The organism is Streptomyces sp. NBC_00637 (assembly GCF_045161545.1).
GTDB lineage: Bacteria > Actinomycetota > Actinomycetes > Streptomycetales > Streptomycetaceae > Streptomyces.
This window is the reverse complement of the sequence record NZ_CP109046.1, coordinates 3,985,689-4,010,763: the sequence shown is the minus strand read 5'-3', so window position 1 is coordinate 4,010,763 and position 25,075 is coordinate 3,985,689. Positions and strand designations below refer to the sequence as shown.

The following is a 25,075-nucleotide window of genomic DNA, read 5'->3' as shown; positions in this document are numbered from 1 at the left end:
CCTGTCGGCCTGTCAGCCGCGCAGTTCCGGCAGGATCTTGGTGCGGTAGAAGTCGAAGAAGCCCTGCTGGTCCTTGCCGATCTGGTTGACGTAGACCGTGTCGAACCCCGCGTCGACGAACGCGGACAGCGCCTCGATGTGCGCGTCGGGATCGTCGCCGCACGGTACGGAGTCCGCCACCTGCTCCTCGGTGACCAACTCGGACGCCTGTTCGAAATGGCGCGGGGTGGGCAGGATCTGCGGGAGTTCGCCGGGCAGTTGCTCGTTGGCCCACAGGTGGTGCGCCGTACGGAGTGCCTCCTGCCGGTCCGTGCCCCAGCACACCTTCAGACCGCCGTACACCGGCTTGGTGCCGCCGCCCCCGCGACGGAAACGCTCGATCAGGGCGGGGTCGGGCATCATCGTGATCAGGCCGTCGCCGATGCGTGCCGCGACCTCGGCGGCCTGCGGGCCGAAGGCGGAGACGTCGATGGGCACCGGCTCGTCGGGCAGCGTGTACAGGCGGGCGTTCTCCACCGTGTAGTGCTTGCCGTAGTGGCTCGTCTGCTCACCGGTGAACAGCTGCCGGATGATCTGGAGTGCCTCCTCCAGCATCTCCAGGCGCACCGACGCCTCCGGCCAGGGCGTGCCCAGGATGTGCTCGTTGAGCGCCTCACCGGTACCGACCCCCAGCCGGAAGCGGCCGCCCAGCTGGGCCGCGCTGGTGGCGGCGGCCTGGGCGATCACGGCGGGATGCGTGCGGACGAGGGGGCAGGTCACCGCCGTCTCGACGGGCAGCGAGACGGCCTGTGACAGGGCGCCGATCACCGTCCATACGAACGGACTCGACCCCTGACGGTCGTTCCACGGGTGGTAGTGGTCCGAGATCCACAGGGAGTCGAAGCCGGCCTGCTCGGCCATCCTGGCCTGTTCGACGAGTTCCGCCGGGCTGTGCTCCTCGCACGACAGGAAGTATCCGAACTCGGGCATCGTCTCTCCCAGGTGAAGCGGGTGATCGCGGTAGCGGGAACGCACCGCCGAGTACCCGGTGCCCCCGGGGCCTAACGAGGACGCGGGCGGCGCCGGGGAGCGGGGAGGGAAACGGCCGTCACGATCGCCCGTCGGCGGGCGGGACCCCTGTGGCGTGACCCCGTGCGGCCGGCATCCGTGTGGCCCGCGCCGGGTCGGTGCCGGGTCGTGAGCGGAAGGTGCGGCGGTAGGTGTCCGGCGGCACGCCGACCGTGCGGTTGAAATGCCGGCGCAGTGTCGTGGCGGTGCCCATGCCGGTGGCCGTCGCGATGACGTCGAGCACGTCGTCGGTGGTCTCCAGCAGCTCCTGGGCGCGACGGATGCGTTGGGTCAGCAGCCATTGCAGCGGGGTGGTGCCGGTCACCGTCCTGAAGTGGCGGCCCAGGGTGCGCGAGCTCGTCCCCGCCCGGCGGGCCAGGTCCTCCACGGTCAGGGGCCGGTCGAGGCGTTCGATCGCCCAGGGCAGCAGCGAGGCGAGCGGGTGGTCGTCCCGGGCGGGCACCGGGGCGGCGACGAACTGGGCCTGACCGCCCGCCCGGTGCGGCGGCACGACCAGGCGGCGGGCGACGGCGTTGGCCACGGACGAGCCGTGGTCGAGACGGACGAGATGCAGACACAGGTCCATCGCGGCGGCCTTGCCCGCGGAGGTGAGCACACTGCCGTTGTCCACGTAGAGCACGTCCGGATCGACCTCGAGCCGCGGATGGCGGGCGGCCAGCACCTCGGTGTGCGCCCAGTGCGTGGTCGCGCGCCTGCCGTCCAGCAGTCCGGCGGCGGCCAGCACGAACGCGCCCGTGCACAGGGAGGCCACGCGCGCACCCGCCTCGTGGGCCGCGCGCACCGCGCCCACGAGTGCGGCGGGCGGCTCCTCGTCGACGTCCGCCCAGCCGGGGACGATCACCGTGTCGCCGCCCCCGAGACGGCCGAGGCGGGCGAGCCCGTGGTCGGGATCCAGCCGGAACCGGCCGACCCGCACGGCGTCCGAGCCGCAGACCTCGACGTCGTACCAGGGGACGGTCACGCCGGCCGGCGCGGCGCCGAACACCTCATAGGCCATGGACAGTTCGAAGTGCAGCATGCCCTCGGTGACGGCCAGCGCGACGGTGGTCATGTCCGAAATTGTACGGGGCATGTCGTTCCGGACACTCACGCGCGGACACCCGCCCTCGCCAGGATGTTCTCGACGGAACACACGATCACGCGGGTCGGGCGATCACACGGACCACACGATCACGCGGATCATTCGAGGGCGGGGGAGAACCATGGGAACGGCATCGGGCGCGGGGCGGAAAGTGACGGTCTACGGCGCGTACGGCCACACCGGGCGCTTCGTGCTGGCACAGCTGCGGAGCCGGGGATTCGTCCCGGTCCTCTCCGGCCGCGACGCCGGGAAACTGCGGGCGATGGCCTCCTCGTCCGCCTACCCGGTCGCTCCCGACGTCCGTCCGGCGTCGGTCGACGACCCCGCGTCGCTCGACCGTGCCCTGGCCGGCGCGGAGGCCGTGATCAACTGCGCCGGGCCCTTCGCCACGACCGCCGCTCCGGTGATCGAGGCGGCCCTGCGCGCCGGGATCCCGTACGTCGACGTGGCGGCCGAGATCGAGGCCAACCTCGACACGTTCGCGCACTTCGCGGACCGGGCCCGCGCGGCGGGAGCGGTGATCGTCCCCGCGATGGCCTTCTACGGCGGTCTCGGCGACCTGCTGGCCACCGCCGCGATGGGCGACTGGACGGCGGCCGACGAGGCGACCGTCGCCTACGGGCTGAGCGGCTGGCACCCGACGCCCGGGACGCGTACCGCCGGTGCGGTCTCCCGGGAGCGGCGCGAGGGCCGGCGCGTCCGCTACACGGGCGGGCGGCTGGAGTACCACGACGACCCGCCGACGCTCCTGAAGTGGGCCTTTCCCGAGCCGCTGGGCACCAGGGAGGTCGTAGGGGAGTTCACGATGGCCGACGTGGTCACCATCCCCAGCCACCTCTCCGTCGCCGCCGTGCGCACCCACATGACGACCGAGGCGGCCACGGACCTCGCGGCCTCGGACACCCCGGCGCCGACGGCGGCCGACGGGAACGGACGGTCCGACCAGACGTTCGTGGTCGACGCCGTCGTGCGCGCCGGCGGCGCCGAGCGGCGTGCCGTGGTGAGCGGCCGTGACATCTACGCCGTCAGCGCGCCGCTCGCGGTGGAGGCGGTCCACCGCATCCTCACCGGCCGGACCCGCACGGTCGGTGTCGCCTCCGCGGGCGAGATCTTCGACGCGCTCGACTTCCTCCGCGCCCTGTCCCCGCATCTGTCCCTCGAACCGCTCCAGCAGCGGACGGCGTCGTCCTGACCGCGCGTGCCGGCCGTGCCGGCCGCCGCCGGACCGGTCAGGACCCGAGGCGGCGGCGGTCCTCCTCGTCCCACTTGCGGGTGTCGCGCGGCTGGACGTACGGCTCCTCGTCGGCCGGATGGCCACCGGCGACAGCGCGCTGGCGGACCAGCTCCGCGTCGAACTCCAGGCCGAGCAGGATGGCCAGATTGGTGATCCACAACCACACCAGGAAGATGATCACGCCGGCCAGCGTGCCGTAGGTCTTGTTGTACGAGCCGAAGTTGGCCACGTACAGCGCGAACCCGGCCGAGGCGGCCATCCAGATCAGCAGGGCCAGGAAACTCCCCGGCGTGATCCAGCGGAAGCCGCGCACGCGCGCGTTCGGGGTGGCCCAGTACAGGACCGCGATCATCACCGTGACCAGGATGACCAGCACCGGCCACTTGGCGATCGACCACACGGTCAGCGCCGTGTCGCCGACCCCGAGGGTGGTGCCGACCTGGCGGGCCAGACTGCCGGTGAACACCACGATCAGCGCGCTGATCACCGCCATGACCATCAGCACCACGGTCACACCGACCCGTACCGGCAGCACCTTCCACACCGGGCGGCCTTCGGGGATGTCGTAGACCGCGTTGGCGCTGCGGATGAACGCGGCGACGTAGCCGGACGCCGACCACACCGCCAGCACCAGGCCCACGATCGCCATGAGCGACCCGACCCCACCCTTGCCCTGCATCTGCTGCACCGCGCTGCGCAGCACGTCCTGAGCCGCGCCCGGCGCGAGCTTCTGGATGTTGTCCAGGACCGTCTGGGTGGCCGACCGTCCGACGATCCCCAGCAGCGACACCAGCGCGAGCAGCGCGGGGAACAGTGCCAGGATCGAGTAATAGGTCAGGGCCGCCGCCCGGTCGGTCAGCTCGTCCTTCTTGAACTCCTTCAGGGTGCCTTTCAGCACCACCCCCCAGGAGCGTTTGGGCAGGTCCGTGGGCTTGTCAGGGGCCTGCCGCTCCACCTGCTCGTCCGGACCGACGGCGGCCGGATCCTGCCCGGTCTCGCCCTCTCGGTCGGCCGTGCGCTCGCCGTGCCGCCTGTGCGGCTTGAGTGTTCGTACCATGTCGTTCGGGTATCCGGCTGAACGCCGCATATGCCTGAAACAGGGAAATATCGGACTTTTCTTGAGTCTCCGCGTTCCCTGCGTCCCCCGCGTCCCGAACAGGATGAGGAGGCCCGGTCCGCCCTCCGACAACACGGCGGCGCCGGGCCGAGGCTGTCCCCCTCGACCCGGCGCCCGCTGCGCGTCCACGGCGGCCGGCCGCCCGCGACCGGCTGCCCACATGATCCGAACGACAGCCCTAGGACACGACCTAGCCGCCCACGTACCAGCTGAAGCCGCCGTTGCTGGCGGCGACGGTCAGGAGGACGAGCCAGAGCACCACGTCGACGATGCCGAGGATGATGCCCGCCTTCGCCATGCCGGCGCCGTTCGCGGCCGTTGCCTGGCGTCGGGCGACGGCACCGAAGATGATGGCCAGCGGCCCCAGGACGATGTTCAGGATGAACAGTCCGACGATGCCGCAGCAGAGACTCGCGATCGCCAGACCGTTGGTGCGAGATCCGGAGGACGCGGTGGAGCTGCCATAACTCGTCATCGTTTACTCCCGGTTGTCGGTTGCACGGACCGAACGGGCCACGCGCTCCTCACTTTCGACTTGCCTCTCCGAATGCCCCTTCGAGGCACTCTCATGTCGAAAGACCGTCAGATACGTTGCGTCCCACGCAACTTCCCTTGCCTACCTCGGGCGACGGTCACGCCGACCGGATCATGACCGGACTCGGTGCACCGGCCGTCCGGCACCATGACCTGGTGACCCGTACCTTCCGCCCTTACGGCGGCGCCGCCGACCCGGGGAGAACCCTGAGGAGAACCCGCCTGGCGGCGGCCGTGGCCGCGGCGTCGACCGTGGCCACGGCGCTGGGGCTCAGAGCCGTGGCGGTGGGGGACGTCGCCAAGTACGGCGGAGACGCGCTGTACACCGTCATGCTTCTCACGCTCGTCGTCCTGGCGGCGCCCCGGGTGACGCCTCCGACCGCCGCCGCCCTTGCGCTGGCCGCCAGTTGGGCCGTCGAGTTCCTCCAGCTCAGCCCCGTGCCGGCCGAACTCTCCGAACGCAGCTCCTTCGCCCGCCTCCTGCTCGGTTCCACCTTCAATCCACCCGACCTGATCTGGTACGTCGTCGGCGCGGCGGCGGGCTGCCTCGTCCACACCTGGCTGCGTTCCACCCCTCCCCCACCGACCTAGGCACCGCACACCCTGCACGCGGGATCCCGTCGGTCGCGCGTGCCTGCGAGCTGCCGGTTTCAGGATCCGGACGGCGACAGCGGGAGGCGGGCGACGAGGTGGGCGCCGTGCGGGTGGGGTTCGGCGCGGAGCGTGCCGTCGTGGTGCTGCGCGATGTCGCGGGCGATGGCCGGCCCGAGACCGGCGCCGCCGAGGTCGCGGCTGCGGGCGTCGTCCAGGCGGGTGAAGCGTTCGAAGATCCGCTCACGGTCGTCATCGGGAATGCCGGGTCCGTCGTCGGTCACCTCCAGTACGGCCAGGCCGGCGTCCGGGTCGCCGCGCAGGACCAGCTCGACGCGGCGATCGGCATGCCGTTGGGCGTTGTCGAGGACGTTGGTGAGGACGTTGGTGAGGAGCCGGACGAGCCGGCCGCGGTTGCCCTCGACGGTGAGCCCGGGTTGCAGCCTGGTGTCGATGACGAGCCGGTCGCCGTGGCGCGCGGCGACGGTCGCACGGCAGAGTTCGGCGCGGCGCGAAACCGACGCGAGCAAAGCCCTGCGACCCGACCATGGGAGGACTGGGGCCCACCTGCCGCAAAGGCTCGGGAATGTCTGCCGGGTCGGGCTCGAGCCGACGACACTTTCCTCACCAGTCCACAAGGTCCCGGCTTGCCTGCGCCGACCGAGGCGCGCCGGTCGGGTGAGCGTGACGGCGTACGCCGGATGCCCCGAACGGCTCGCCAGGGCGCGACAGGTGCCGGGGCAGGGACTTCCATGGAGAACATGTTCCGACTCGACAGTCCATGCCCCCGCTCCCTTCGCTCCGCGGCGGGACTGGGCCTGGTGGCGGCGCTGGCCGTCGGCTGTACCGGGTCCGGTGGCGACACCGCCGCGACCACCACCGCCGCCGGCCGTGCGGCCGCCGCGACGTCGCCGCTGCCCACCGTCCCGCCTGCCCAGCCACCGGCACAGCTCACCCGGGCCGACGTCGAGAAGGCGGTGAGCCGGCTGGACGACGTGGTGCGGGACGCCATGCGCCGCACCGGCGTGCCCGGAGTCGCGGTGGGTGTGGTGCACGACGACGAGGTGGTGTACCTGAAGGGGTTCGGCGTGCGGAAGGCAGGCACGAAGGGCGCGGTGGGAGCGGACACCGTCTTCCAGCTCGCCTCGGTCTCCAAGCCTGTCGCGTCCACCGTGGTCGCCGCGGCCGTGGGCGAGAAGACCGTCGGTTGGGACGACCCGGTCGTCGACCACAGCCCCGGTTTCGCCCTGAAGGACCCATGGGTCACCCGCCATGTCACGCTGGCCGACCTGTTCTCGCATCGCAGCGGACTGCCCGACCACGCCGGAGACATCCTGGAAGACCTCGGCTACGACCGCTCGTACATCCTGGACCACCTCCGCTACGAACCGTTGGCCCCCTTCCGTGCCCACTACGCGTACACCAACTTCGGGCTGACCGAAGCCGGTGTCGCCGCAGCGCGAGCAGCGGGAACCAGCTGGGAGAAGCTGTCCGCCGACAAGCTGTACCGGCCGTTGGGCATGGACTCCACCAGCTCCTCCTTCGCCGACTACGAGAAGGCGGAGAACAAGGCCGCCTTGCATGTGCAGACCGGGGACACCTGGCGCGCCGAGTACGTGCGTGACGCGGACGCCCAGAGCCCGGCGGGCGGGGCCAGCTCCACGGTCCGGGACATGACGAAGTGGCTGCGCCTGCAACTGGGCAACGGCACATTCGAGGGCCGGCAAGTCGTCGACGCCGACGCGCTGGAGGAGACCCACCTGCCGCACATGCTCTCCGAGCCGCCGCACTCGCCTGTGGGCCGCTCCGGGTTCTACGGGCTCGGCTGGAACGTGAGCTACGACGACCAGGGCAGGCTGAAGCTCGGCCACTCCGGCGGCTTCGCGCTGGGGGCGGCCACCAACGTCGCGTTGCTGCCGTCGGAGAAGCTCGGCATCGTCGTCCTGACCAACGGCCAGCCCGTCGGCGTGCCCGAGTCGATCACCGCCACTTTCCTCGACACCGCGCAGACGGGCGGGCCCACCGTCGACTGGCTCGCGTTCTTCGGGCCGATCATCAAGCAGAGTCTGGCGGGGGAACACTCGCCCGTCGACTACGACAAGCCTCCGGCCTCGCCCGCACCCGCCAAGGCGAACAGCGCCTACACCGGAACGTACGCCAACGAGTTCTACGGCCCGATGACCGTCAGCGCCCAGGGGGACCAACTCACCATGCAACTCGGCCCCAAGAAGCAACGGTTCCCCTTGCGCCACTACGCCGGTGACACCTTCAGCTACCGCACCACCGGCGAAAACGCCGTGGGCCTGTCCGGCGTGACCTTCACCGTCGGATCCGGCGGACGCGCCGACAAGGTCCGGGTCGAGAACCTCGACACAACCGGCCTCGGCACCTTCACGAGGAACGACTAGCACCGCGGCGGCCCGGACAACAAACAAACCCCAGGTCACCGACCTGGGGTTTCATCATGGAGCGGGTGACGAGAATCGAACTCGCGCTCTCAGCTTGGGAAGCTGCGGGCATTTGGGGCCGGTTCGGGCGCTGACCTGGGTGAACGTTGTGGGCGCTGCCTCGTCGGTCTCGGTGGCTTCGCCGTTGTTCCCCGCTGTTCCCCGCTCGATCTGGTGCGCCAGTGGTGCGGCCGTGATCCCGCGTTTAGAACCCGATGTCACCTGAACACGCAGACGACGCGCCCGTAGTCTTCTACCTGCTGCTGTTGTTCGTCTGGATGAGGTGCGTGCTCGTCGTCTCCGCACCTGAGGACTGTTCCGTCGTCTCCTTCAAACACGGATACAACGCCTCCGTGATGGCTGCAGGCTCCTTGGCGGCCGATGGAGTCAGACGGCCAACCGTCCGCGCACTCGTAGCCCTGATACGTCCAGTGCACTGGCTTGTATGTGGCCGATGGTGTTCCAGAACTGACGGGCGGATCCTCGGGACCCTCAATAAGCATGATCAGCCCGGCAAGCGCAGCGCTAGCGAGAAACGCCAGCGGGATCAGGAGGAGGCCCTGAAAGGTGAACTCGCTTCGTATCTTCCTGAGGCTCCACATGTGCTACCCCTCCGCATGCCGGCGCTACGAGGCGGTGCGCGCCACTCAATGGCGGCGCTGTCCAGAGTGAGAACGGTACTGCGATGAGTGGGGGCTTCTGTGGTGCTTTGCGAAGGTAGGCAGTCCGGAGCGGCGCTCTGAGCTTGGGAAGCTTGGGTTTCTTGGCGGCGGTTGCTGCGCTGAACTGGTGGCGGAGCGATGTTGGAGCCCTGGTCCCACCCGGGGCAAGTTCCCGCTGTTCCCCGTGATTCCCGCAGGATCTGGCACGCGAATGGCACGGTCTCTTCGCCTCGAAGGTCCCTTGACGGAGCTGGGGCCCCGGAGTGCCTGAGCCTCAGCCGACGACAGTCAGCCACGACGGCGGGCGCGCCGACCAAGCACGCACGCGTGTGCCTCGCTGCACCCCCACCGGCCTCAGCCACGCTGCCATGCCGTCGACCAGAGCAAGCCGCGCCGGCGGAAGCGTGGCGGTGAGACCTTTGGATGAGGACCTCTTCGTCCCGAAGCAACTTGGATCGGAGCGCTCCCTTGGGCTGGTGCGGCTCTCACCTGCGCTGACGGTCCGCCGACGTTCGTGCTCGTCCGCCATCGTTTGTCGCCGTTGTCATGCAGTTAGACACTCACTGGCTGGAGACACCCGATGCCTACCCCTACTCAGGAGCGGGCCCGGTACATCGTCGTACCGACCCGACTCCTGTTCACGACGGAACGACTGCAACCAATCACTGCCGCAGCAGCATGTACAGAGCATGAGGAGACCGCGTTCCTGGAACGTCATCCAAACGCTGCGCGGCGAGCGCAGGCAAGCCAAGCGTGCGAGGACAGCGCTGGATCGGCGGCGAGACGGGGCCCGGCTTCGGCGAGCTGGTCGAAAGTGGGGCGTAGGCGCACTGATCGCAGCTGGCGCGCTGTTCTTGTTGGTAGGGGTGCCTTGGATGCTCTGGCGGGGGCCTTACCTCGTTGACGACAAGTACATCGATACAGGGGAGCTGGCCAAGGGATCAGCGGCTCTGGTCACAGGTCTGCGCACAGCCATGGTGGCCCTCATCGCTGCGCTCGGCGCCGGTATCGCCCTCCTCTACACTGCCCGCACCTATCGACTTACGCGCCGTGGACAGATAACCGACCGTTTCACCAAAGCACTTGAGCGACTCGGTTCGGCGGAGGTTTATGTCCGCATCGGGGGCATCCTTGCCCTGGAACAGATCGTGCAGGATGCGCCGGAACAGGCTGCCACTGACGCCGCACGTGTCCTTAACCACTTCATTCGCGAACGCGCGCCCAAGGCTCGGGTAATCCCAGTGCCCGGAGAGTCGACCCCCGATGTTGAGTCGGACCGTGAGAAGTGGCCTGATGAGCCCTCCCCGGACGTACAAGCCGCACTCACGGCGCTCACCCGCCCCGAATCACGTACTCACGTCGATCCTCGTGAGAGGCTTGACCTGCACGGCCTTCATCTCGTCGGTACCGAACTCAATCATGCTGATCTAACAGGTGCCGATCTGCGGGGAGTGACGCTCACGGACGCCTACTTGGCGGAGGCAACCCTCACGAATGCCAACCTCTGCGGGGCCACCCTCTCGAAAGCTAGCCTGTATCGGGCAACGCTCACCGGAGCCAAGTTGCAGGCGGCTACCCTCGTAAAGGTCGACCTTCGTGAGGCGACGCTAGAGGGAGCCGACCTATCAAGGTCCACACTCACGGGGTCCAACCTCCGCTGGGCCAATCTCACGAACGTCGCCCTGGAACGCGCCATACTCTCAGACGCCAACCTTCGCCAGGCGACGCTCACGGAAACGGACTTGTCCTCGGCAACGCTTACGGGGGCGAGCATGTTCAAAGCCACGCTGACGAATGCCGACCTGTATCAGGCCACACTCACGGACGCCATCCTGGCTAAGGCAACCTTGACGGAGACCTCGCTACGCGGCGCGACACTCAACGGCGCCAGCCTGGTCAAAGCGAAACTTACGAGAGTTAACTTGCGCAGGGCAACGCTCACGAATGCCAAGCTGCGTGGGGCGATCCTAACGGAGTCCGACCTGAGTGAGGCCGCGCTCACTGAGGCAGACCTGGAGGATGCTGATCTGTCGAGCGCTAGGCACCTGACGCAGGAGCAAGCGAACTCAGCCATCACATATAGGAACACCATGTTGCCCGCAACCTTCTGGGAACCGACAAGCTCGTCAGCCCCCACCGGTCGACCTTCACTCGCACGGGCCCGCGAGTCGGAGCCCGATTAAAATCTCGCCCCAAGCCGTTCGACTCTTCCTGGCGCGACGGCGAACGGGATGGGGCCTCTCCGCGCATGCGACGGTAGACGCGCTTCACTGGCGATCCAGCGATTCTGTTAGGTCCTTGAGTCTGGGTACCACTTCGGTTTTCATCCATCGCGGCAGGTGGGCAGCGTGCAGGACATGGGACGCGTAGCGTTCGGTTACGACAATGTCGCAGTAAGGCACTGCGATGCTTAGCGCATCAATATCGAAGATGTCGTTCGGCTCCCATGACTTCTCCCGGTTACGATGTGCCGCTTCCGTGAGGGTCGCATGGATGCCGGCGCTAGGCATGCAGTCCGCGAAGGCCCTGATTGACTCTCTGCCCGTGACTACTTCGGCAAGCGTTCTGCCTCGGTCAAGGAGTGCCTGAGTGAGCATGTCGATGACTTCGAGAGACATGTACCGGGCCTGTACTACGTCGCGCAGGCGGTTCCAATACTGCGGATCATTGTCGAGGCGTTCAGCTAGCTGGCGCTCCGATTCCGCTCGGTTTTCCGCGCTTCTCTTAGCGGATGCCGGGTCCCACCCGTTTGCCTTCAGGTCTGGCACCTCGGCGTCAGTGGGCCCTCGCAGCATGGAGCGCTCAAGCTGTTCACGGGCATTCGCGAGCATCAGATCAAAAGCGGCTGGCCCATCTGGCCAGGCGGCGCGAGTCTCGTCGGTGACATCACCGGAAGGTGAACGGATGGACAAGCCGCCCCGAATACCCATGGCATGACCGATGCCGTGTCCTAGCAATTCGATATCTGCAAGATGCGGTGAATCGGTGTCGAGTGCACGGTCTAGTGCTGCCTCGACCTCCAGCCGCATGATGTGCGTCCGGGAGAGCAAGGTGGTGAAGCCCGAGACCTCTTCCATCACATCGGCGATGTCGGCTCGCTGGCGTGGATCCTGGATCCCTGCCATTTCCATGTAGTGAGTCAGAGACAAGGGGAAGAGATACAGCCCGGAACGGGCAGCATCTTGCACCGCAGTGAGCGCCGGCTGGTAGGGCCCTCCGGATCGGTGTCCCGTAGCGGCCTTGGCCAGGCTGATCCAATGGTTGAGGTCCAGGTAGACGAGGCGCTGTCTCGTCTGACGTCGAACTAGGTGACCGGGCCAGGCGTATGCAGGGGTCTGCCGTCGTACCATGGCGACCATTCTGGCAACCCCAGGGCTGTGGATGCCTCCGAATATGGGTGGCGGCCTTTCCTCGGTGCGCGACGTAGGAGGCCACCGTTCGCGTGTGGCTCACACGCTCGGCCCACACGAACCGTTAGGTGCAGCGAGAAGGGGGCGGGAGCCAAGTGAGACCGACTCCCGCCCCCTTCTGTCTGTCGGCATCCACCGTGGTCAGAGCTTGCTCCTAGCTGTTGACCAGCCCCCGGCAGTTCGATCCTGTGCACACGGCTTCGGAAGCCGCTTGGGTCCTGGACAACGCAGCAGGTTACCGCCCTGCGCGTGGCACATCGGGCGGTACGAGTCCACAGACAGCCACGACCGACTGAGCACCGCTTTAGGAGAGAGGCGGGGCTGTCGTGCCGGTGGCCTGCGGCTCTGACGCCCGGGGAGATGGCCAGCAACTTGACTGCTGGCCCACCTCGTTGACCGTGCCTGACCCCTGCATCTGGCACGGCAGTGGCACGAACCTCAGCTGACGAAAGCCAGCCACGACGGCGGGTGCGCCGGCCGACCAGGCGCGCGTGTGCCTCGCTGTACCCTCACCGGCCGCAGCCACGCTATCGGCTTGTGTCGTAGGGTCATCGGTCGGGTCTGTCTGGCGGGCGGTTCAGTGATGTGTGCCTGTTGAGCCCACGACGGCCTAGGATAACGCTCTCAGTGGCTTCTTCGTAGAGCTCCGGTCCTCCACGGAAATCGGGCTATGACCTTGGAAGGAATCAATGTTTAACCTTTTGGAACCGTTGCGACGCGATGCGCGTTCAGCTTTTCGTAAGACGGTCCAAGAGGGACTATCGTGGGTAGACGATCTGTCTGGAATCGATGACGCGCAACGTCTACTCTTGCGTGAGAGAGTGAGACGTTCTGTTATTCAATCCCGTGCGCGAAGCCGGTACCGTACGGCTTTGTGGATGCCAGTAATTCAGTTGACCTTATTTGCGTTGATGTTCGGGCTTGCTGCTGCAACATCCGCATTCCTTAATCTTTGGAGTGAATCAACGCAGGCTGCCGAAGTATTCGTCGGTCTATTGATCGGAATTATCCTCTTTTTTATTTTTGCCCTTAGCTTGAGGGTGATGAAGGGGAGGGGTAGAAAAAATAGATTCCTAAGGCGGTTCCTCTTTATTTCTTTCGCCGTCTACCCTTCGTTCAGTGCAACCTATTCGGTGGTTAGCGAGTCTTGGGTAGCCTACACTGTCGGGGCGGCCATCGTTCCAATTTCGTTCTTCGCAGCCGTATTTTTCTTTGAGTTGTGGATGTATAAATTCGCTAGGAGGCGAGTGCTGCCTGGTTCGGTCTACAACCGAACAGCTCTCGTGATGCTGGAGACCGCAGCCCTAGTGTCACGCAGCCGACTGGAGTGGCAATCGAGTGGGGTTTCGCGGCGGATCGTTGCAGCTCTGGAAGACCTGGCAGGGGCGTGTCAGGACACGCTAGCCATTAGATCTCGCATTGGCCGGTGGCATGCTGATGTATTTTCACAAACCGCCGTCGAGGCTTTGAAAGTTGCACATGTTGTGAGGCGGCATAAAAAGTTGATCGCCTGCGCCTCAGGCCCTAGCGATTTTGATAGAGTTTCGGTATCCCTCGCTAATGGGGTCAGTGCTCTTCTTGTGAATGATCGGAACAAGCTGTTGGAGAATGCTCCAGAGGTGGTACTCAAGGATCACGTCAGGCAACTGATTCGCCATATTGTTCCTGTTCTCCTATTGATTGCGGCGGCTATCGTTCTTCCATTGGTCCCCCCGATCTCGGACCAAGGTAAGGTGGCCGACAGTATCCGCCTGACGTTTATTGTGGCGGCGGTTTTGGCTTTGGTGGCCCCGCGAAATGAATCCTCGACGCGAATCCTGGACGTTCTTGGTAAGGCCACTTCCCCGAAGTAGGTCCTTTTTGAATTCCGTGAAGCGGGGTGCCGGGTTCCGGCTGTTCGTGCGAGGTTGGTGGAGTCTCAATGGTCGAGTCAAGCGCTGCGGTCCGGGCCTTGGGGCATCAGTTTGGAAGATCGCGTATGAGGGTGGGCGCTGACCTGGCGAGACGCCGACCCGTGCGTTTTTTGCGGTGGTTGCTGCGATTCCCTGCTGTTCCCGGAGGGGTGCTCCAGTGTCGGGCACCTAGAAGTCACGACGGCTAATGCTGCGCTCCCGACGGTGGCCGCCGAACATGTCCGCGGCTCCACGGATGCAGTCGGGCGGCTCCAGGTGCTCAGGGCGCATGCCGCTATCGCTATCTAGAGCAGCCAGATCAATCGGATTGCGCCGCAACGTCCGTGGTAGGCAAATGATTTGAGTCATTACTCACGTTCCGTGATAATTCACTCACGGAATCGCATCTATCAGTGACTCAGGCCACATGCTTCACTGCTGGTACGCGGGAAGATTTCTCGCCCGTAGTCCCGCCGCGAGGCAGGAAGGGGGCGCTTCACCTGAACGCAACCTGGTGGATAGACCTGGTCGTGAGTGTCGCATCGCAAGTGATCCACGACGGGTTCGCGTGGCTGGTGCACGTGATCCAGAGCCGCTGATGGTCCGGCTCTGAGTCCCATGGGGTCCTCTGGCGCGGTGCAACGATCCTTGGCACGGTGGGCGAAAGGCGGTTGAAGTGCGGGTCGGGGAATGAGGTCTGTTCCCCGACCTCTTTGCTGTCTGGGACTGCCTGGCCGGCAGGTGGACATCGGGCTGACTGTTGGTCGGTCTTGGGGTCGTGAAGAGTTGCGGGCGGTGATCGGCTTTGGGACGAGTCATCATGGCTCCGCAAGCTTCCGGCACTTCGGGCAGTCTGTGGAACGACCAGACGACTCCTGACGACGAGTAGCACCACGTGGGCCGCAGCCCGGAGAGGTTCGAGCTGACCGGGATCCAATTGTCCGACGGAGGCTACGTCGCCGAGCCGGCGCCCTGGGTGAGCCAACCCTACGAATGGCTCGCTCATCCCGTCCTCAGAACGTAGGCCAAGCCGTGGAGTCGGCCGTCCCAGCCACGACGTAGCCCTTCTCTGGCGTCAGGTGGCTGATTGCTGTGAGCGCGGCACGGGCGCCGGCCGGGCTGGAGCGGGACGAAGGCAGGAGCGCAGGCCCGGCCGGGGGCCGGGCCGCGCGCGGGGAGCGGAGCGAGCCGCCTTGAACCAGTAGAGAAAGTTTGAATCATGCTCGCAGCGACCTTGATCATCTAGGCTCGCGCGCCTGGTTCGGACTGCCTCGTGGTGTAGAACCCTGCCTATGGGGAGTGAGCGGCGGGAGCGCATGCAAGCGCTTGGGGTGCGTCTTCGGGAGCTTCGTACGCGGGCCGGGTTGACGGGTGCTGTGTTGGCGCAGCGGGCTGGTGTCGGGCAGCCGACTGTGTCCAAGGTGGAGAACGGTCGGATGGTCCCGAGCGCCGACGTTTTGGGCCGCTTGTCGCGTGCCCTCGGTCTCGACGACGCGACCACTCGCGAGGTGCGTGACCTCCTGGCCCTCGTGGAAGCTGCGTCGGACATGGTCGAGGGACCTGAGGATGCAATGTCCGTCGGGGCGGCGCTCGATGATGCGGTGCGGTCCGCTCGGTTGGTGCGCTCGTTCCAGTGTGTCGTTCTGCCGGCCATGCTCCAGAGCGCGGAGTACGCCCGTCACGTCTTCGAAAGTTCGCCGGACTCGACTCCTGAGGCGGTCGGCCGTGCTGTCGCCGACCGGGTGGAGCGACAGAGTCTCCTGTACGAGCCGGGGCGGGAGTCTGTGTTCGTGCTGACTGAGGCGGTGTTGAGGACCTGGCCGGGGAACCCGGCGCTGATGCTTGCACAGTTCGACCGGCTGCTTGCCGTCGAGAGTCTGAGCACGGTACGTCTCGGAGTCATCCCGTGGCGTCGGGCGGTACCCGTCATGCCGCGTCACGGGTTTACGCTGTGCGACCGGCGGGCGGTCGTCGTCGAGGGCTTCCGTGGTGAGCAAGTCGTGGACGACTCGGCCGAGATCGCGATGTATGAGCACACCTTCGCCCGCTTCGAAGAGGCCGCGATCTTCGGCGTCGAGGTGCGGGAACTGCTGCTCCGTGTGATGCGGGAGTTTCAGGAGTTGGAGCACTCCGCCACTCGATAGAGGAATAATTCCTCTAGATGCCTGGCTCATGGGTCATGCATGGGAATACTCTGCTCGCTGTGTCGTCTAGCCCCCTAGACAAAGAGGAGAGTTCGCCATGCTCAAAAGTTGGTGCCGCCTGTTCCCGGGCCTGGCCTGGCAGGTGGCGGAGGCGCGTCACTTCGTCCGGTCCCTGCTCGAGGACGAGGGTTCAGACCTCGTCGACGACGCCGTCCTGATCGTCGGCGAACTCGCGGCCAATGCCGTCCGGCACTCGCGCAGCGGCTGGTACCGCGGATGGTTTCTCGTGGTCGTCGGCTTCGGTGACGACCGGGTGCGTATCCAGGTGATCGACCAGGGGGGCGACGAGGAACCCCAGGTGCGCAGTGTGAGGAGTCCCGTCGAGGAGGGCGGCCGCGGGCTGATGCTGATTGCGGCCTGCGCGAAGGACTGGGGCGTGCAGGACCGGCCGGCCGGTGGGCGGTGTATCTGGGCCGACCTGGCGCGGGTGGGTGCGTGATGCCGTCCGCGTCCTGCTCGGTGGTGGAGCTTGGTCGCCTCGTGGGCAGTGGAGGGTGAGCCCCCGGGGTGTGCCTCGGCGCAGGGCGAGGTTCTACGTGATCGGTGTTCGTAGCGGGCGGCGTCTCCCGCCTGTTCCGTCTAGGGCCCTAGACTCCTGGGTACTTCTAGGAGGTGTGGTCATGTCGGACGAGTTGCAGCGGATCACGGCGATCGATGATCCGTACCTGCTCCTGCGCGAGGTGACGACCAGGTTGGCCGACGCGCAACAGGAGGTGACCGAGCTCGCCCGGCTCCGTCGGCGCGTGGTTCAGGATCTTCACGCCCAAGGGCTCTCGTACGCGCAGATCGCCGAGAAGGCCGGGCTGAGCCGTGGGCGGATTCACCAAATCCGTCATACCGGACCGGCGCCGGAAGGTGCCTTCCTCGGGCGAGGAGCGGTCATCGTCGCGACTCCGCTGCGGCGGGACGACGAGCGCGGCCGTACGGTCGTCGCCGTGGACGACGTCAGCTCGGGCAAGCGTCTCGAAGATCTCGCGCGGTCGTACGGTCTCGACGTCACCTCGGAGCACGTCCCGGTGAGCGGGGAAGTCGACCTCAACCGTGACGGCCTGGTCGTCGTCTGCGGCCCTCGCATGTCTCAGCAGATGTGGGACACCTACGCGCAGGATCCCGTACTGCGCTGGGAGCGCACGGAAGCGGGGCCCTGGACCGTCGTCGACCGGCGGATCGGTACCGCTTACCGGTCGGGACAGGACAGTGATCCGGCCCGCTCGTACGACGTGGGATACGTCGGCAGGCTGCCGCGCCCTGACGGCAACGGCTCGCTCCTCGCCATCGCCGGTATCCATACGCAAGGCTCCCTCGGCGTCGTGCAGCTGCTCGCGTCCGACCTGAACGCGCTGTGGGGCCAGGTGGGCGACCATCGCTTCTCCGCGCTGGTCGGCGTCGACTACGACCCCGAGACCAGCGAACCGCAGTCGGTCGAACTGCTCACCCCCCTCTACCGGCACGACGAGGATCCGTCGGCGTGAGGGTCGCCCTCGACTCACTGCCTGGCGAACCGGGCCGGGAAAACGAGGACTTCGCCGCTGCCGCACCGCGGGCGGCCGTCCTCCTCGACGGTGCCGGAGTGGCCGGAGCGGAGACCGGGTGTGCGCATGGCGTCGCCTGGTTCTCCGCGACGCTGGGCGGGCTGCTGCTGAGCACCATCACGGCGCACCCCACCCGGCCGCTCGCCCAGTGCCTCACCGATGCGATCCGCGCCGTCCGGTCCCTGCACGAGGACACCTGCGATCTGACCTTTCGGGCCAGCCCGACGAGTACGGTCATCGCCGTCCGGATGGACGCGGGAGCTCTGGAGTACCTGGTGCTCGGGGACTCGTCCCTTCTCCTCGCCGAGCGGGACGGCGCTCCGTCCGTCGTCACCGACCGCCGCATGGACGACGTCGGCAAGCGGCTGCGCGGGCCGGTCGACGTGCTGCCCACCGGCTCACCGGAACACTCCGCGGCCCTGGCCGAGTACCGAACCGCCTTGACGGAACTCCGTAACCAGCCGGGCGGCTTCTGGATCGCCGGACCCGAACCGCGCGCGGCTGAACACGCGCTCACCGGGGCGGCGCCGCTGGAGTCCCTGACGTCCGTGACGCTGCTGAGCGACGGCGCAACGCGCCTCGTCGATCGCTTCCAACTGGCCACCTGGCAAGAGACGTTGGACGTACTCACCGCGTCCGGGCCCCGTGAGCTTCTCCGCCGCGTTCGAGAGGTCGAGGCCGACGATCCCGAGGGGCGGCGTTGGCCACGGGGCAAGTCTCGGGACGACGCGACCGCCCTGCACTTGATGCTGCCGTAGCGCGGGCGAGCGTATCGAGACACGCACGTATACCCCCCTAGACAGTTGACGGTCCATCGGGCTATCGTCTTCGTCAACCCCCCTAGACAGTTAGGGCGGACCACTCCCTCTACTGTCTAGGGGGGTATCCAGTTCGGTGCGGCGTCGACACGGCGTCGCCGATCAAGCGAGGTTCACGAAATGCGCGTTATCCCCGTTGACTCCTCGGCTGCGACGCTGCTGGTCACGAAGCTGCCTGAGGTGAAGGTGAGGGACCGTCAGACCGGCGAGATCGCCGTCGACCCGATCACCAACGACCGGCTCATGGTGCTGGAGCTGGTGTTCATCGCGGCGGGCGGTTCGGACATGATCAAGGTCACCGTCCCCGAGAAGGGCGTTGGTGAGGGCCTCGTGATGGGAGCTCCCGTCATCCTGCCCGGCCTCGTGGCCCGGCCGTGGGAGAGCGAGTTCGGCGGACGCATGCGTCACGGCATCGCCTACCGGGCGGACGCCGTCATGGTCAACGCCCCCGCCTCGGTGCAGGGCTGATCGCCATGACGGACACCGTGTGGGCGCTCGCCCTGTGCCTGCTGGCAATCGTCGCGTTGCTGGTTCTGCGCCGTCGGATGCCGGTCGCGTTCTGGTGGCTGGTCGGCTATCCGTTCGTCGCGCTGCGCGTGCTCACGACCTACCGGGCCACGATGGACGCGTGCGGCCTGACGGTCCCGGCCTCGGCCGTCCGTCGGGCCACGGCCCGGATGATCGGACGGGAAGCCACCCCCGTTCCGCCTCGTCGGTCGCTGCCGTGGCCGACCGGGTCCGGGCTCGTGATGCGACTGCGCATGGCGACCGGGCAGGCCCCTGAGGACTTCATGGCCTCGGCCGACCGGCTGCGCCACGCCTGGGCCGCGCACGCCGTACACATCCGCCCGACCAAGCCGGGCTGGCTCGAACTGCGACTGATCGGCTGGGACGTTCTATCCGACGTGCAGCCCGCACGGCGGTGGAAGCAACGCGGGCCGCTCACCCTTCCGCTGGCGCTTCGGGATGACGGACGTTGGCACGTAAGGGACTTCCGTGCCGTGCCGCATGAACTCATCCTCGGCGCGACGCAGTCCGGGAAGTCTGTATACCTGCGGAACCTGGTATGCGGCCTGGCGCGGCAACGGGTCGTGCTCGTCGGGGTCGACTGCAAATGGGGTGTCGAGCTTGCGCCGTTCGCACCCCGGCTGTCCGCCCTCGCCGATACCCCGGACCGGGCGAACGAACTTCTTGACGTCCTGCTGGAAGAGATGGAGGCACGGTTCCGGCTCATCGGTCTCTCGTCCGCTGCGGGCCCGGATGCCGTGCTCACTTCGGACGTGTGGGGGCTGCCCGACGCGGTGCGGCCGGTGCCGGTCGTGGTCGTCGTCGACGAGGTTGCGGAACTCTTCCTCGCCGCGAGCCGCGATGACGAGAAGCGACGTGACGCCATGGTCACCAAGCTGATCCGGATCGCCCAGCTCGGCCGCGCGGCCGGCATCTACTTGGAGGTGTGCGGGCAGCGCTTCGGTTCCGAACTCGGCAAGGGCGCGACCATGCTCCGCGCCCAGCTCACCGGCCGCATCTGCCACCGGGTCAATGACGAGTCCTCGGCGAACATGGCGCTCGCCGACATCTCCCCGGAAGCGGCGCTCGCCGCCACCTCCATCCCGGCTGAACGGCCCGGCGTCGCGATCGTCGGCGACTCCTCCGGCGGCTGGTCCCGTGCCCGCTCGCCGCACCTGTCCCTCGATGAGGCGGCGGCCATCTGCCGCGACACGGCCGCCCTGGTGCCGGAACTGCCCCGCCTCGACGCCTTCCGGCCCGTCGTCGCCGTCGAGTCCTCCAAGGCGTTCGCCCCGGCCGGCGTGCCCACCGCCCGCCCGGTGACCGAGTAGCCGCACCACCCTCCCCACGGTCGGCGTGACCGCCTCGCGCCAACTCCCTACCCCTCCCATGCCTCGAACCGGAAGGAAGCCCATGTCACGCCCCTCCATCGCCGAGGTCAGCGCGCTCATCGCCGACCTGGCCGCGCTGCGCCAGAACCCGAACCGCACCTCCGCCGAGTACGCGGCGCTCATGAACCGCAAGGCAGACCTGTTGGAGCGCATCGCGGCCCGCACGCCTGGCGACGCCGACGTCGCCGAGGTGGCCCGTCTGGCCCGTGAGCGTGCCGACTCACTCAAGTCCGCCAACTGACCGCACGGAAGGAATCGCGAGCCGATGCGTGCCCAGCTCGCCCGCGTAGACGCGGTGATCGTCCAAGCAGTCATCGCGGGTGCCCTGTCCTTCTCGCACCTTCACGACCTCGCCGACGCGGCCGGACAGGGCGGCTGGAAAGCATGGGCCTACCCCGTCTCCGTCGACCTGCTGCTTGTCGCCTCCTGGCGCCGGATGCGCGAACAGCAGCGCGCCGGACAACCGGCCGGGGGGCCGCGGCTGTGGTTCCTGATCGCCCTGGCCGCATCTTTCGGGGCCAACATCGCCACCGCCGGCCTCCTCGACCTGGACGACGTCCCCGCGTCGCTCCGCGTCGTGGTGGCCGGCTGGCCCGCCGTCGCCTTCTTCGGTGGAACCCTGCTCGCCCACACGCCACGCACCCCCGACGTGCCCACGGCCACGGCTACGCCCGAGACGGACACCAAACCGGTCCACGTTCCGGCTGGGGTCGACGCGCCCCGACACGACGCGTTTCCGGCCCTGGTCACCGGCCCGGACTCGGATTCGGAGCTGGCCGCAACCCCCGAACCGGTCGCGGCTGTCCCCGCCCCGACGCCTGCCCCGGCCGTCACCCTCCCGCCCGCCCTCGTCGACCGCGCCCAGGCCCTGGCCGAGGAACACCGCTCCACCACCGGTCTCGCCGCCGACCCCGATGCCGTCCGCGCCCGGCTGGGTCTGCCCCCGTCCATGACGCCCTCTGTCGCCGCCCACCTCTGAGGGGACGAACACCGTGAACCCGCGCTTCCGCAACGTCCGCCGCATCGGCCCCGTACAGGTCGCTTCCTACATCGCCCGCGGCCGCACCCGCCACCTCGCTGCCTGCACCGCACCCCGCTGCGACTTCTCAACCGAGTACGACAGCCGCGCCGCCGCCGAACTCGCCGCCCGCACCCACCGCTGCAAGGCCTGACAGGAGACCGCTGCCATGACTGTCCCGCTCTGGTTCGCCGTGCTCGTCGTCGCCGTCCTCGGCATCCAGCTCGCCCGCCCGCCGTGGTGGCTGGTCGCCCTGCTCCTGCTCGGCGGCTACCTCGTCGCCAACAGCGTTCTCGCCCCCGCCGTCGCCACGCTCCTCGACTGACCACAGAAGGGACCGCCCCGTGTTCACCCCCAAGTACCCCCGCCCGGACACCGCACCAATCCCCACCAACACGCCCACGACGACCTACAGCCCGTCGGTCTACAACCCCACCGGCTATGCCCCGGCCCCGGTCTCGGCGGCCCCCGCCTCCAGCCGGCCGACGGTCCAACTCACCCCGGGCAGCGTGCTCACCCTCGCCGCCGGTGGGGGAGCCCTGGTCCTGGTCGTCGGCGCGGTCCTGGTCTCCATGCTCCTCGCGGTCGCCGTCACTGCCGCTTCCGTGGCCGTCTGCGCGGTCGTCATCCGCTCGATCCTCAAGAGCGACCGCCGCTGACCTCGTCTGCGCAGCATCCCGGCCCGCTCGTGCTGTCTAGCCCCCTATGCAGGCCGGGACGTCCTTCCCCAACTCCCGCCCCTCCAAGGAGGAACCCGCACATGCGTCCCGAGGCTCCCACCGGAGCCATCCGCCAACTGGCCGCCCTCGCCCAGCACGGCGACCTCAGCACCTACGCACACCAGGTTCAGCGCCTCGGCGGCTGCGAGCGGCCCGTACGGATGGAGGGCCACCGCCTGGACGTCCACGCCGCCACCGGCGAAATCGTCCGCGAAGTCGTCGACCGCGACCTTCCCGCCGGGCAGCTCCTCATCCGCTGCAACAACCGCCGCGCGACCCGCTGCGCCGCCTGCGCCGAGGTCTACCGCAAGGACACCTTCCACCTCGTCACGGCCGGCCTGAGCGGCGGCAAGGGGATCGGCCCGACCGTCGCCCAACACCCCCGGGTCTTCGCCACCTTCACCGCTCCGTCCTTCGGGCCCGTCCACAACCGGCCCGGCGGTGGTCGCTGCCGCTGCGGGCGCCTCCACCCGGACGACGACTCCGCCCTCGGGACCCCGCTGAACCCGGAGCGATACGACTACCGCGATGCCGTCCTCTGGAACGCGCACGCCGGTGCTCTGTGGGCCCGGTTCACCACCTACCTACGCCAACAGCTCGCCTCCCGCGGAGGCATCACCCGCTCCGAACTGCGCCACTGCCTCAAGCTCTCGTACGCCAAAGTTGCCGAGTACCAGCGGCGCGGAGCCGTGCACTTCCATGCCGTGATCCGCCTCGACGGCCCCGAAGGCGCCGACGACTCCCCGCCCGTCTGGGCCACGACAGAACTCCTCACCGACGCGATCCGCTCGGCTGCCCGGCTCGCCGAGACCCCCGGTCCCACCCTCGACGGGCGCGCCCACACCTTCCGCTTCGGCGAACAGCTCGACATCCGCCCTATCCGCTCCGCCGACTTCACCGGAACCACTGACCTGACCAGCCGGGCCGTCGCCGCGTACATCGCCAAGTACGCCACCAAGGGAGCGGAGAGCGCGACCGGCACCATCGACCGCCCGATCCGCAACCCCATCACCGACCTGATCGGCACCGACGTCACCGACCACGCCCGCCGGATGATCCTCACCTGCTGGCACCTCGGAGGACTGCCCGAACTCGAAGAGCTTCGGCTGCGCAAGTGGGCCCACATGCTCGGCTTCCGCGGTCACTTCTCGACCAAGTCCCGCGCGTACTCCGTCACCCTGGGCGCCCTTCGCCAGGAACGCGCCGACCACAACGAAGCACTCACCCGCGAACGCGCGACCCTGGCCGGCCACCCACTCCCGGACCCGGACACCGTCCTCGTCCTCTCGCACTGGCGCTTCGCCGGTACCGGGTTGACCGCCGCAGAAGCCCTGTTCGCCGCCTCAAGCACACCTGACGTATCTGACTTGGAAGGAGAACTCACCCCATGACCGACCGCTACCTGTCCGTCGACCAGGTCGCCGAGCTGCTCGGCACGACTCCGCGCTTTCCTAGGCGGCTGATCGAGGAACGGCGCATCCGGTACGTGAAGGTCGGCCGGCATGTCCGCATCCCCGAGAGCGCGGTCGAGGAGTTCATTCAGTCCCGCACCGTCGAGCCGATCCGACTTCGCCGCACCGTCCTTCGGAGGGCTGCCTGATGGCCAACATGAAGGGGAGGCGTCGCCGCTTCGGCGCGGTGCGTCAGTACCGGTCCGGTAAGTGGACGGCGTCGTATCTCGGGCCCGACGGTGAGCGCATCCGCGCGGACGAGACCTTCGACACGAAGAAGGACGCGGAGATCTGGCTGTCCCAGGTCGAAGCGGACCTCAGCCGCGGTGACTGGCGCGCCCCTGATGCCGGGGCGGTCAACTTCCGTGTCTACGCCGAGAAGTGGGTCGAGGAACGGGAGCTGGCCGTTCGGACCGAGGATCTGTACCGGCACCTCCTACGCCTGCACATCCTCCCGACCTTCGGCACGCTCGACCTGGACGAGATCACCGCTCCCCGCGTCCGCGAGTGGCGGGCGGAGCGGCTCCGGACCACCAGGGCCAAGACCACCGTCGCCAAGGCGTACCGCCTCCTCAAAGGCATCCTTGAGACGGCCGTCGACGACGACCTGATCACCCGCAATCCGTGCCGTATCAAGGGAGCGGGCAAGGAGTCCGCCGCCGAACGCCGTATCGCCACGGTCGCCCAGGTGGACACCCTCGCCGACGCGATCGGCATCCGTTGGCGGCTCATGGTCTACCTCGGCGCCTACGGCCCGATGCGTCCCGAGGAGCTGGCCGGCCTTCGTCGCCGGGACGTCGATCTTGACCACATGGTGATCCGCGTCCGCGTCGCCGAACCGGAGCGGACCAACGGCAGGCGCGCCCCCGGCGAGACCAAGTCCGACGCGGGTGTCCGGGCCGTCCTCCTCCCGGCCTTCCTCCACAAGGAGGTACGGCAGCACCTCGCCTGGTTCGCCGAGAAGGGGCCCGACGGCTTGGTGTTCGTGGGCGAGAAGGGCGCTCCCTTCCGGCGCACCTCGTTCGGCCGGAAGTGGCGTCGGGCTCGCATCGCCGCCGGGCTTCCGGACGGCTTCCGCTTCTACGATCTTCGCCACACCGGACACACGCTCTCGACCCGGTCGGGCGCGACCCTCAAGGACACGATGGTCCGGGCCGGCCAGTCGTCCGAGAAGGCCGCGCTGATCTACCAGCACTCCGACGAAGAGCGTCAGCGCGACTTGGCGGCCGGCCTCGACGACCTGGTCCGCGCCGAGCGTGCGAAGCACCACAAGGGAAAGGATCACAACCCCGTGCACCACGACGAGGAGCCCACGGGCAGCTAGTCGCGCCCTTATGGTGCGGATGTGGTGCGCGCCCCGCCTACCGGTCTAGACAACAAAGAACCCCCGGGTCATCGA

Annotated in this window: 25 protein-coding genes; 19 read left to right on the top strand and 6 right to left on the bottom strand. The window is 67.8% G+C overall.

Annotation, left to right across the window (positions count from 1 at the left end; all coding sequences use genetic code 11):
• Nucleotides 1-12 precede the first annotated feature (12 nt).
• Together OG440_RS17470 and OG440_RS17465 are read right to left on the bottom strand one after the other, a co-directional pair.
• A complete protein-coding gene (locus OG440_RS17470) occupies nucleotides 13-969 on the bottom strand; it encodes an LLM class F420-dependent oxidoreductase (RefSeq protein WP_406007753.1) in 957 nt (318 codons plus the stop codon).
• Between the two features lie 118 nt (nucleotides 970-1,087).
• Nucleotides 1,088-2,119, bottom strand: a complete 1,032-nt coding sequence (locus tag OG440_RS17465) for a helix-turn-helix domain-containing protein (RefSeq protein WP_406007752.1) — start codon at nucleotides 2,117-2,119, stop codon at nucleotides 1,088-1,090.
• Between the two features lie 151 nt (nucleotides 2,120-2,270).
• Between OG440_RS17465 and OG440_RS17460 the strand changes: the two genes are divergently transcribed.
• A complete protein-coding gene (locus tag OG440_RS17460) occupies nucleotides 2,271-3,341 on the top strand; it encodes a saccharopine dehydrogenase family protein (protein WP_406007751.1) in 1,071 nt (356 codons plus the stop codon).
• Nucleotides 3,342-3,378: 37 nt separating this feature from the next.
• Here OG440_RS17460 and OG440_RS17455 read toward each other — a convergent pair whose 3' ends face one another.
• Nucleotides 3,379-4,440 carry a YihY/virulence factor BrkB family protein gene (locus tag OG440_RS17455; protein ID WP_406007750.1) on the bottom strand — a complete coding sequence of 354 codons (1,062 nt, stop codon included), beginning with the start codon at nucleotides 4,438-4,440 and terminating at the stop codon, nucleotides 3,379-3,381.
• Between the two features lie 250 nt (nucleotides 4,441-4,690).
• On the bottom strand, nucleotides 4,691-4,975 hold the full coding sequence (locus tag OG440_RS17450; protein WP_406007749.1) for a DUF4190 domain-containing protein: 285 nt from the start codon (nucleotides 4,973-4,975) through the stop codon (nucleotides 4,691-4,693).
• A 215-nt stretch (nucleotides 4,976-5,190) separates the two neighbouring features.
• Between OG440_RS17450 and OG440_RS17445 the strand changes: the two genes are divergently transcribed.
• Nucleotides 5,191-5,625 (top strand): DUF2809 domain-containing protein, encoded by a 435-nt coding sequence (locus OG440_RS17445; RefSeq protein WP_406007748.1) that lies wholly within the window; start codon nucleotides 5,191-5,193, stop codon nucleotides 5,623-5,625.
• Nucleotides 5,626-5,684: 59 nt separating this feature from the next.
• Here OG440_RS17445 and OG440_RS17440 read toward each other — a convergent pair whose 3' ends face one another.
• A complete protein-coding gene (locus OG440_RS17440) occupies nucleotides 5,685-6,155 on the bottom strand; it encodes an ATP-binding protein (protein ID WP_406007747.1) in 471 nt (156 codons plus the stop codon).
• A 231-nt stretch (nucleotides 6,156-6,386) separates the two neighbouring features.
• On the opposite strand from OG440_RS17440, the gene OG440_RS17435 reads away from it, so the two are divergent.
• On the top strand, nucleotides 6,387-8,033 hold the full coding sequence (locus OG440_RS17435) for a serine hydrolase (protein WP_406007746.1): 1,647 nt from the start codon (nucleotides 6,387-6,389) through the stop codon (nucleotides 8,031-8,033).
• 1,576 nt (nucleotides 8,034-9,609) lie between these two features.
• On the top strand, nucleotides 9,610-10,917 hold the full coding sequence (locus OG440_RS17430; RefSeq protein WP_406007745.1) for a pentapeptide repeat-containing protein: 1,308 nt from the start codon (nucleotides 9,610-9,612) through the stop codon (nucleotides 10,915-10,917).
• A gap of 84 nt (nucleotides 10,918-11,001) precedes the next feature.
• Here the strand turns inward: OG440_RS17430 and OG440_RS17425 are convergent, their stop codons facing one another.
• Entirely contained in the window at nucleotides 11,002-11,883 is an 882-nt protein-coding gene (locus OG440_RS17425; RefSeq protein ID WP_406007744.1) for a hypothetical protein, read from the bottom strand.
• Between the two features lie 1,139 nt (nucleotides 11,884-13,022).
• Between OG440_RS17425 and OG440_RS17420 the strand changes: the two genes are divergently transcribed.
• The 15 genes from OG440_RS17420 (at nucleotide 13,023) to OG440_RS17350 (ending at nucleotide 25,000) form a co-directional block, all read left to right on the top strand.
• Nucleotides 13,023-13,997, top strand: a complete 975-nt coding sequence (locus tag OG440_RS17420) for a hypothetical protein (protein ID WP_406007743.1) — start codon at nucleotides 13,023-13,025, stop codon at nucleotides 13,995-13,997.
• A gap of 1,331 nt (nucleotides 13,998-15,328) precedes the next feature.
• Nucleotides 15,329-16,180 (top strand): helix-turn-helix domain-containing protein, encoded by an 852-nt coding sequence (locus tag OG440_RS17415; RefSeq protein WP_406007742.1) that lies wholly within the window; start codon nucleotides 15,329-15,331, stop codon nucleotides 16,178-16,180.
• Between the two features lie 97 nt (nucleotides 16,181-16,277).
• Nucleotides 16,278-16,679 carry an ATP-binding protein gene (locus tag OG440_RS17410; RefSeq protein WP_406007741.1) on the top strand — a complete coding sequence of 134 codons (402 nt, stop codon included), beginning with the start codon at nucleotides 16,278-16,280 and terminating at the stop codon, nucleotides 16,677-16,679.
• Between the two features lie 181 nt (nucleotides 16,680-16,860).
• The gene (locus tag OG440_RS17405; protein WP_406007740.1) at nucleotides 16,861-17,712 is read left to right on the top strand and encodes a sigma factor-like helix-turn-helix DNA-binding protein; all 852 of its coding nucleotides are present in this window, start codon (nucleotides 16,861-16,863) and stop codon (nucleotides 17,710-17,712) included.
• Nucleotides 17,709-18,530, top strand: a complete 822-nt coding sequence (locus tag OG440_RS17400; protein ID WP_406007739.1) for an integrase — start codon at nucleotides 17,709-17,711, stop codon at nucleotides 18,528-18,530. Before OG440_RS17405 ends, OG440_RS17400 begins: the two co-directional genes overlap by 4 nt.
• Nucleotides 18,531-18,710: 180 nt before the next feature.
• A complete protein-coding gene (locus tag OG440_RS17395) occupies nucleotides 18,711-19,058 on the top strand; it encodes a hypothetical protein (protein WP_406007738.1) in 348 nt (115 codons plus the stop codon).
• Between the two features lie 5 nt (nucleotides 19,059-19,063).
• A complete protein-coding gene (locus tag OG440_RS17390; RefSeq protein WP_406007737.1) occupies nucleotides 19,064-20,428 on the top strand; it encodes an FtsK/SpoIIIE domain-containing protein in 1,365 nt (454 codons plus the stop codon).
• Nucleotides 20,429-20,510: 82 nt separating this feature from the next.
• A complete protein-coding gene (locus tag OG440_RS17385; protein WP_406007736.1) occupies nucleotides 20,511-20,729 on the top strand; it encodes a hypothetical protein in 219 nt (72 codons plus the stop codon).
• A 24-nt stretch (nucleotides 20,730-20,753) separates the two neighbouring features.
• A complete protein-coding gene (locus OG440_RS17380; protein WP_406007735.1) occupies nucleotides 20,754-21,467 on the top strand; it encodes a DUF2637 domain-containing protein in 714 nt (237 codons plus the stop codon).
• 13 nt (nucleotides 21,468-21,480) lie between these two features.
• Complete coding sequence (locus OG440_RS17375; RefSeq protein ID WP_406007734.1) at nucleotides 21,481-21,660, top strand: mobile element transfer protein; 180 nt, start codon at nucleotides 21,481-21,483, stop codon at nucleotides 21,658-21,660.
• A gap of 15 nt (nucleotides 21,661-21,675) precedes the next feature.
• Nucleotides 21,676-21,831, top strand: a complete 156-nt coding sequence (locus OG440_RS17370) for a hypothetical protein (protein WP_167467581.1) — start codon at nucleotides 21,676-21,678, stop codon at nucleotides 21,829-21,831.
• 19 nt (nucleotides 21,832-21,850) lie between these two features.
• Nucleotides 21,851-22,165 (top strand): SpdD protein, encoded by a 315-nt coding sequence (locus tag OG440_RS17365; RefSeq protein WP_406007733.1) that lies wholly within the window; start codon nucleotides 21,851-21,853, stop codon nucleotides 22,163-22,165.
• 101 nt (nucleotides 22,166-22,266) lie between these two features.
• Complete coding sequence (locus OG440_RS17360; protein ID WP_406007732.1) at nucleotides 22,267-23,616, top strand: replication initiator; 1,350 nt, start codon at nucleotides 22,267-22,269, stop codon at nucleotides 23,614-23,616.
• Nucleotides 23,613-23,825: an excisionase family DNA-binding protein gene (locus OG440_RS17355; protein ID WP_406007731.1), complete on the top strand. Its 213-nt coding sequence runs from the start codon at nucleotides 23,613-23,615 to the stop codon at nucleotides 23,823-23,825. The genes OG440_RS17360 and OG440_RS17355 overlap by 4 nt, the downstream gene beginning before the upstream one ends.
• Nucleotides 23,825-25,000, top strand: coding sequence for a tyrosine-type recombinase/integrase (locus OG440_RS17350; protein WP_406007730.1), 1,176 nt, complete (start codon nucleotides 23,825-23,827; stop codon nucleotides 24,998-25,000). Before OG440_RS17355 ends, OG440_RS17350 begins: the two co-directional genes overlap by 1 nt.
• Nucleotides 25,001-25,075 lie beyond the last annotated feature (75 nt).

Excerpts from the sequence above, each read along its gene's own strand:
- OG440_RS17470 (WP_406007753.1), bottom strand. The coding sequence starts at position 969 with ATGCCCGAGTTCGGATACTTCCTGTCGTGCGAGGAGCACAGCCCGGCG.
- OG440_RS17465 (WP_406007752.1), bottom strand. The coding sequence starts at position 2,119 with ATGACCACCGTCGCGCTGGCCGTCACCGAGGGCATGCTGCACTTCGAA.
- OG440_RS17460 (WP_406007751.1), top strand. The coding sequence starts at position 2,271 with ATGGGAACGGCATCGGGCGCGGGGCGGAAAGTGACGGTCTACGGCGCG.
- OG440_RS17455 (WP_406007750.1), bottom strand. The coding sequence starts at position 4,440 with ATGGTACGAACACTCAAGCCGCACAGGCGGCACGGCGAGCGCACGGCC.
- OG440_RS17450 (WP_406007749.1), bottom strand. The coding sequence starts at position 4,975 with ATGACGAGTTATGGCAGCTCCACCGCGTCCTCCGGATCTCGCACCAAC.
- OG440_RS17435 (WP_406007746.1), top strand. The coding sequence starts at position 6,387 with ATGTTCCGACTCGACAGTCCATGCCCCCGCTCCCTTCGCTCCGCGGCG.
- OG440_RS17430 (WP_406007745.1), top strand. The coding sequence starts at position 9,610 with ATGCTCTGGCGGGGGCCTTACCTCGTTGACGACAAGTACATCGATACA.
- OG440_RS17420 (WP_406007743.1), top strand. The coding sequence starts at position 13,023 with ATGCCAGTAATTCAGTTGACCTTATTTGCGTTGATGTTCGGGCTTGCT.
- OG440_RS17415 (WP_406007742.1), top strand. The coding sequence starts at position 15,329 with ATGGGGAGTGAGCGGCGGGAGCGCATGCAAGCGCTTGGGGTGCGTCTT.
- OG440_RS17410 (WP_406007741.1), top strand. The coding sequence starts at position 16,278 with ATGCTCAAAAGTTGGTGCCGCCTGTTCCCGGGCCTGGCCTGGCAGGTG.
- OG440_RS17405 (WP_406007740.1), top strand. The coding sequence starts at position 16,861 with ATGTCGGACGAGTTGCAGCGGATCACGGCGATCGATGATCCGTACCTG.
- OG440_RS17395 (WP_406007738.1), top strand. The coding sequence starts at position 18,711 with ATGCGCGTTATCCCCGTTGACTCCTCGGCTGCGACGCTGCTGGTCACG.
- OG440_RS17390 (WP_406007737.1), top strand. The coding sequence starts at position 19,064 with ATGACGGACACCGTGTGGGCGCTCGCCCTGTGCCTGCTGGCAATCGTC.
- OG440_RS17385 (WP_406007736.1), top strand. The coding sequence starts at position 20,511 with ATGTCACGCCCCTCCATCGCCGAGGTCAGCGCGCTCATCGCCGACCTG.
- OG440_RS17380 (WP_406007735.1), top strand. The coding sequence starts at position 20,754 with ATGCGTGCCCAGCTCGCCCGCGTAGACGCGGTGATCGTCCAAGCAGTC.
- OG440_RS17370 (WP_167467581.1), top strand. The coding sequence starts at position 21,676 with ATGACTGTCCCGCTCTGGTTCGCCGTGCTCGTCGTCGCCGTCCTCGGC.
- OG440_RS17360 (WP_406007732.1), top strand. The coding sequence starts at position 22,267 with ATGCGTCCCGAGGCTCCCACCGGAGCCATCCGCCAACTGGCCGCCCTC.
- OG440_RS17355 (WP_406007731.1), top strand. The coding sequence starts at position 23,613 with ATGACCGACCGCTACCTGTCCGTCGACCAGGTCGCCGAGCTGCTCGGC.
- OG440_RS17350 (WP_406007730.1), top strand. The coding sequence starts at position 23,825 with ATGGCCAACATGAAGGGGAGGCGTCGCCGCTTCGGCGCGGTGCGTCAG.